This window comes from Achromobacter sp. SIMBA_011, assembly GCF_046535435.1.
GTDB classification, from domain to species: Bacteria; Pseudomonadota; Gammaproteobacteria; order Burkholderiales; family Burkholderiaceae_B; genus Achromobacter; species Achromobacter dolens.
Genome location: NZ_JAWRWN010001204.1, coordinates 1 through 237, shown reverse-complemented (window position 1 = coordinate 237; position 237 = coordinate 1). Strand labels below are relative to the sequence as shown.

1 protein-coding gene is annotated in these 237 nt (G+C 60.3%); it reads left to right on the top strand.

Translation table 11 applies throughout. The features are described 5' to 3' along the window. The coding region (locus SB816_RS34875) for a sulfatase-like hydrolase/transferase (protein WP_410548609.1) at positions 1-237 on the top strand (237 nt) is incomplete at both ends.

The window sequence follows — 237 nt, the reverse complement described above, 5'->3', positions numbered from 1 at the left end:
GTGCTGGTAACCATCGAAAGCTTCAGCGCCAAATACATGGGCAGCAATGGCGATGGCCGCAACCTCACACCCAACCTGGATGCGTTGCGCAAGCAGAGCCTGTATTTCTACAACTTCTATGCCACGGGTACCCGCACCGATCGCGGCCTGGAGGCAATCACCCTGGCGATTCCGCCTACCCCCGGCCGCTCGATCGTCAAACGCATCGGTCGCGAAAGCGGTTTCGCTAGCCTCGGC